Source organism: Streptomyces sp. NPDC030165, assembly GCF_055573595.1.
Genome location: NZ_JBVIBD010000066.1, coordinates 1 through 4,861 on the forward strand (window position 1 = coordinate 1; position 4,861 = coordinate 4,861).

The 4,861-nt window shown below is 72.1% G+C and carries 6 protein-coding genes and 2 pseudogenes; all 8 read left to right on the forward strand.

All coding sequences use genetic code 11. From position 1 onward, the window contains the following. Positions 1-471 (forward strand): annotated as a pseudogene (locus tag ACZ4Z1_RS42280) (hypothetical protein); the annotation flags it as partial. Beyond that, positions 468-956 carry a hypothetical protein gene (locus ACZ4Z1_RS42285; RefSeq protein WP_468492040.1) on the forward strand — a complete coding sequence of 163 codons (489 nt, stop codon included), beginning with the start codon at positions 468-470 and terminating at the stop codon, positions 954-956. The pseudogene ACZ4Z1_RS42280 and the gene ACZ4Z1_RS42285, both read left to right, overlap by 4 nt. Before the next feature lie 63 nt (positions 957-1,019). Further along, positions 1,020-1,394, forward strand: a complete 375-nt coding sequence (locus tag ACZ4Z1_RS42290) for a hypothetical protein (protein ID WP_468492041.1) — start codon at positions 1,020-1,022, stop codon at positions 1,392-1,394. Then, complete coding sequence (locus tag ACZ4Z1_RS42295; protein WP_468492042.1) at positions 1,391-1,666, forward strand: hypothetical protein; 276 nt, start codon at positions 1,391-1,393, stop codon at positions 1,664-1,666. The genes ACZ4Z1_RS42290 and ACZ4Z1_RS42295 overlap by 4 nt, the downstream gene beginning before the upstream one ends. Next, positions 1,663-2,565: a hypothetical protein gene (locus ACZ4Z1_RS42300; RefSeq protein WP_468492043.1), complete on the forward strand. Its 903-nt coding sequence runs from the start codon at positions 1,663-1,665 to the stop codon at positions 2,563-2,565. Before ACZ4Z1_RS42295 ends, ACZ4Z1_RS42300 begins: the two co-directional genes overlap by 4 nt. Positions 2,566-2,654: 89 nt before the next feature. Then, positions 2,655-3,605 (forward strand): helix-turn-helix domain-containing protein, encoded by a 951-nt coding sequence (locus tag ACZ4Z1_RS42305; protein ID WP_468492044.1) that lies wholly within the window; start codon positions 2,655-2,657, stop codon positions 3,603-3,605. Next, on the forward strand, positions 3,605-4,303 hold the full coding sequence (locus ACZ4Z1_RS42310) for an ATP-binding protein (RefSeq protein WP_468492045.1): 699 nt from the start codon (positions 3,605-3,607) through the stop codon (positions 4,301-4,303). The genes ACZ4Z1_RS42305 and ACZ4Z1_RS42310 overlap by 1 nt, the downstream gene beginning before the upstream one ends. Continuing rightward, positions 4,300-4,861, forward strand: a pseudogene (locus tag ACZ4Z1_RS42315) (replicative DNA helicase); the annotation flags it as partial. The gene ACZ4Z1_RS42310 and the pseudogene ACZ4Z1_RS42315, both read left to right, overlap by 4 nt.

The window sequence follows — 4,861 nt, forward strand, 5'->3', positions numbered from 1 at the left end:
ATCGCCCTGCGCGGCCTCGTGCAGTCCAAGGGCCACGAGATCTGGACCGAGGAAGTCACCGCCACCCGGGCGATCGTGTGCGGCCGGCGCAAGGGCTCCGAGCAGACCGAGCGGGTCGTGTGGTCCATGGACCGCGCCACCAAGGCCGGGTTCGTCGCCAAGAACCCGAACTACAAGTCACAGCCGCAGTCGATGCTGCTGGCCCGTGCCACCGCCGAATGCGCCCGCCTGATCGCCGCCGACGTGCTCATGGGCATGCCCTACGCCTCCGAAGAACTCGCCGACGAAGCCGAACCCGCCAAGACCCGCAAGGTGTCGCGCAAGAAGCCGGAGCCGGTCGCGGTACCCGAGCCCGAGCTGGAAACGCCCGCCCCCGAGGAGACCCCGGCAGAGGACGACGGCGAGAGCGAGCCCGCCGCCGACGAGACGCCGCTGTGGCCCGAGGCCGCGCAACCCGGAGGTGCGGCATGAGCGAGTACGCCGACCTGAGGGACGCCAACGCCCTGCTACGAGCGCAGAACCGGGCCATGCGCCAGCTCGCTGGTACGCACATCGCCAGGGCCCTTGTGAGCTGCATTTCCATTCGGCGACAGGCCGCCCGCGACCTCGCCCAAGCCTTCGACGAGGCCGGGGTCAACATCGACGAGCAGATCGACGAGCAGCTCGCCGAAGACGGCTACAACCCGAAGACCGCCTGGGACCGCCCCGGCGCGGCCGCTGAGGACCCGTGGGCACCCGCGCCGAACATCACGGCCCACGTTCCCGAGCCGGTACGCCGCGTCATCGCCGGACACCTCGCCGACATGCTCCTCGCCTCCGACGACGGCGGACTTCACATGCGGGCCCGTGACCTCGCCTTCGCGCTGAAGAGCGAGGGCGCCGACCTCACCGAGGCCATCAAGGCGCGCATCCACGACCTCACCCTCGGCCCCGACCCCGCCGACCCGCCGTTCTGACCCGCCGCGGCCGTCCCCGCCCGCGGCCATCGGGCGGGGCGCCGCTACCCCAAGGAGTAGCACATGAAGAAGCAGACCACGGCCGAGCGTCTGGCGGCGGCCGGCAAGGACCAGCGGCTCGCGGACATCGTCGGGCGGGCCGACAGCTGGGACAAGTTCCTCGTTCAGCAGGCCGTCTTCGTCTTCGGCCTCGCCAACGACACCTTCTCCGCGAACGACCTGCGCGAGGTGCTGCCGGAGCTGTCGCACGGCTTCCTCGGCGCGGCCATCAACGGCCTCCGCCAAGGCGGCGTCATCGAGCACACCCGCCAGTACGTGCCGTCCACGTCCCCGGCCACGCACGGGCATCCGGTCGCGGTGTGGCGGCTGTCGGTCAAGGGCCTGGTCATCGCCGAGACGCGCGCTGCCCGAGCCGAACGCCGGAGGGCCGCCGCATGAGCCCGATCACCCTCGCGCTGACCGCAGCCCTGTCGGCCTACATCGTGTACCGGTTCTTCGGGCTCGCACACGACAACCGGGCCGCGCTCCAGCGTCGCATCGACGCCGCCGAGGCTCGCCTCGCGCGCCGGAGCGCGCTGCCGGAGGAGAACTTCCTGCTGCGCCGCGAGCCCCTCGACGATCCGGCCGCCGCCGACGCGTGGGCCCTCGCCGAGCACGACCTCACCGTCTGCGAGCAGATCCTCAAGCGCACCGAACAGGAGGGGCGATGAGCAGGAAGGCCATCCCCGCCGAAGCGTTCGAGCACGGCGACCCGAGGCGCTACCGCCGCGGCTGCCACTGCCGCCCGTGCACCAAGGGAGCCAGCGCCGATGCCCGCAGGCGCCGCTACCTCCGGGCGAACGGCCGCGAAACCCTCCGCGCCCCCGACCGCGCGGCAGCACACATCACACGCCTGAGGACCGCGGGCATGCAGGACCTGCACATCTGCAACGCCGCCCGTATCAGCCCGGACACCCTCTACGGCATCATGCGCGGACAGCGCCGCGTCCACTACGCCGTCGAAGCCCGCATCCTCCGCGTCGCAGTCCCGGCCGGGGCAGCAGGCCGCAGCGGCTCACACATCGACGCGTGCGGCACACAGCGCAGGCTGCGCGCCCTCGCCGCCGAGGGGTGGCCCGCGGCGGAACTCGCCCGCCGTATCGGCCGCGACAAGCAGTACGTGGCCTACCTGCAGATGGGGCACGGAGGCGGCACCGTGCGCCGCTGGGTCGCCAACTACGTGCACGACCTCTACGAACAGCTGCACGGCCTGGCGCCCGAACAGCACGGTGTGCGGCCTGCCCTCGCCCAGCAGACCCGTGCCCGCGCCGCCGCCAAGGGGTGGCTCGGCACCGGCTACTGGGACATCGACGAGATCGACGACCCGGACTTCGAGCCCGCCTCGGGCGAGCCGACCACCCGCAACGAGCTGGCAGCCCTCCGTCGCGTCGAAGTCGAGCACTTCCTCCGCTTCAACCTCTGCGAGCACGAGATTGCCGACCGGCTCGGGATGGCCTACAGCACTGTGCGCAACATCGCGCTGGAGATTCACACGGGTAAACGCCGCGTCCGGCCGCCTGAGAACCCGAAGGCTCAGCCGTACCTCACCCCGGCCAAGGCCGCCGCGTGAGAGCCCCCGCCCGGCCCCGCGCACCACCCCGGCACGCCGCACCGAGGCCGCCGCCCCCAACCACCCGCACCAGCAGGAAGAAGTACGCCGTGAGCAGTGAGGCCATGAAGTGGGTCATGGAGGACGCGCCCCCGATGCCTGCCCAACTGGTCGCCGTCCTGACCGGGCTGGCCTACCACGCGGACAGCACGGGCCGCCACGCCTACCCGTCGGTGCCGCGGCTGGCCGCTTATGCCTGCAAGGCGCCGCGGCAGGTGCGCCGGGATCTACGGCAGTTGGAGGATCTCGGCCTGATCCGCGAGGGCGATCAGGGGAGGGTGGCTCACCTGAGTGCCGACAGGCGCCCCACGGTCTACGACCTGGCTGTGGAGCGTGTCGTTCCGGGAGGTCGCGCGGGGGAGGACGACCGGACGCGGACGTCCGCCCGGACGCTGGCGTCCTCCCGTGCCCGGGGTATCGAGAAGCGCAGGTCACGAGGCTCCGACCGGACGTCCACGTCCGGGGGGACGTCCACGTCCGGTCGTGAAGGGATGGGCGACCGGACGCCCACGTCCCCCCGTGAGGAACAACCCAGGTCAGACACCACACGGGCGGACGCCCACGTCCGGGCGGACGCCCACGTCCGGGCGGACGCCCACGTCCGCACCGACCGGACGCCCACGTCCGCCGAACCAACTACAGAACCAACTACAGATACATATAAGTCTTCTGCCGACCCCGCGACGCTCGAAGCCTTCGGCGCCTTCTGGCTGACCTACCCCAAGAAGCGCGCCCGCGAGGAAGCCAAGAAGGCGTTCCTCGCCGCCGTCGGCCGCGGAGCCGATCCCAAAGCGATCGTCGACGGTGCCCAGCGGTACGCCCGCGAGCGCGCCGGCGAAGACCCGAAGTACACCAAGCACCCCGCCACGTGGCTCAACAAGGGCTGCTACGACGACGAGCCCGACCCCCAGCCCGGCCGCGCCCACCTCCGTGCGGTCGCCGGCGGCTACGAACCGTGGCGCAACCCCGAAGACCACTCCGGCTACCACGAAGGATTCTGATGAAGATCCATCCGCCGATCGACCCCGCCAGCGTCCGCGACCTCCTCGCCAGCCAGAACCTCACCCCCGAGTGGCTCAACACCGACGACGGCGAGCCCTACGGCCGCCGCAACGTCACCCGGCACGCCCTGGCCGATGCGGCCCGCATCGTGCCCCGCCACTACCGCACCGCCGTCGCCGAGCACCCCCAGCTCGCCGAGTGGGTGCAGCAGCTGGCCGACGACGCCTGGGCAGCCCAGGAAGCCCGGGGCGGCCCGATGGCCTCCGTCCTGCTCGGCCCGTCGCTGATCCTGCTCGGCCCGACCGGCACCGGAAAGACCCACCAGGCCTACGGCGCCGTCCGCTCCCTGGCGGTCACCGGCGTCCGCGCCACCTGGATGGTCACCACCGCCGCCGACCTGTACGCCGCCCTCCGGCCGCGGCACGGCATCGACTCCGAAGCCGAGTTCGCCCGCTACCGCGACGCCCGGCTGCTGCTCGTCGACGACCTCGGCGCCGCCAAGCCCACCGAGTTCACCGAGGACATCAACTTCCGCCTCGTCAACCACCGCTACGAGCACGAACTGCCCACGCTGATCACCTCCAATGTGCTGCCCGCCGAACTCGCCTCCCGCGTCGGCGACCGCGTCGCCTCCCGCCTCAACGAGATGTGCACCCGCATCGTGCTCACCGGCAGCGACCGCCGGAGGACGCCGTGAGCGACCTGTGGGACGCCCCCCTCGACGAAGCCTGCGGCGTCGAAGCCGTACCGCCCATGCCGTGCGACCCCGCCGCCGAGCGCATCGTCGCCGCCTCCGTCATGGCCCGCCCCGACCTCATCGACGACCTCGCCACCGACGACTTCGACCCCGTCGACTTCTCCGACGCCCGCCTCGCCTGGGTCTGGCACGCGGTCGACGAGATCCGCAACACCCTCACCAGCGGCGAGATCCGCTGGCAGGCCGTCTCCCGCCAGCTGCACAAGTGGCGGGCCGAGGGCTACCTGCCGATCGTGCCGCTGACCGAGCTGGAACTCGCCGCCCTCTACGACGAGGCGATGCCCGGCTCCGCGGACTGGTACGCCCACCGCATCCACGAGACAGCCGTCGCGGCCCGCCTGGTCGCCGTCGGCGTGCGTGCCCAGCAGGCCGGCCGCTCCGCCGCCTTCGACCCCGACGCCGACATCGCCGGCATCCAGGCCGCGCTCGACGCGGTACGCCGCGGCGGGCCCTCGGCCGTTCCTGGCGTCATCGGCGACCTGCTCGCCGACGCCCTGG

Bases quoted from the DNA above. Each gene is read 5' to 3' on its own strand.
- ACZ4Z1_RS42285 (WP_468492040.1), top strand. From the start codon at position 468: ATGAGCGAGTACGCCGACCTGAGGGACGCCAACGCCCTGCTACGAGCG.
- ACZ4Z1_RS42290 (WP_468492041.1), top strand. From the start codon at position 1,020: ATGAAGAAGCAGACCACGGCCGAGCGTCTGGCGGCGGCCGGCAAGGAC.
- ACZ4Z1_RS42295 (WP_468492042.1), top strand. From the start codon at position 1,391: ATGAGCCCGATCACCCTCGCGCTGACCGCAGCCCTGTCGGCCTACATC.
- ACZ4Z1_RS42300 (WP_468492043.1), top strand. From the start codon at position 1,663: ATGAGCAGGAAGGCCATCCCCGCCGAAGCGTTCGAGCACGGCGACCCG.
- ACZ4Z1_RS42310 (WP_468492045.1), top strand. From the start codon at position 3,605: ATGAAGATCCATCCGCCGATCGACCCCGCCAGCGTCCGCGACCTCCTC.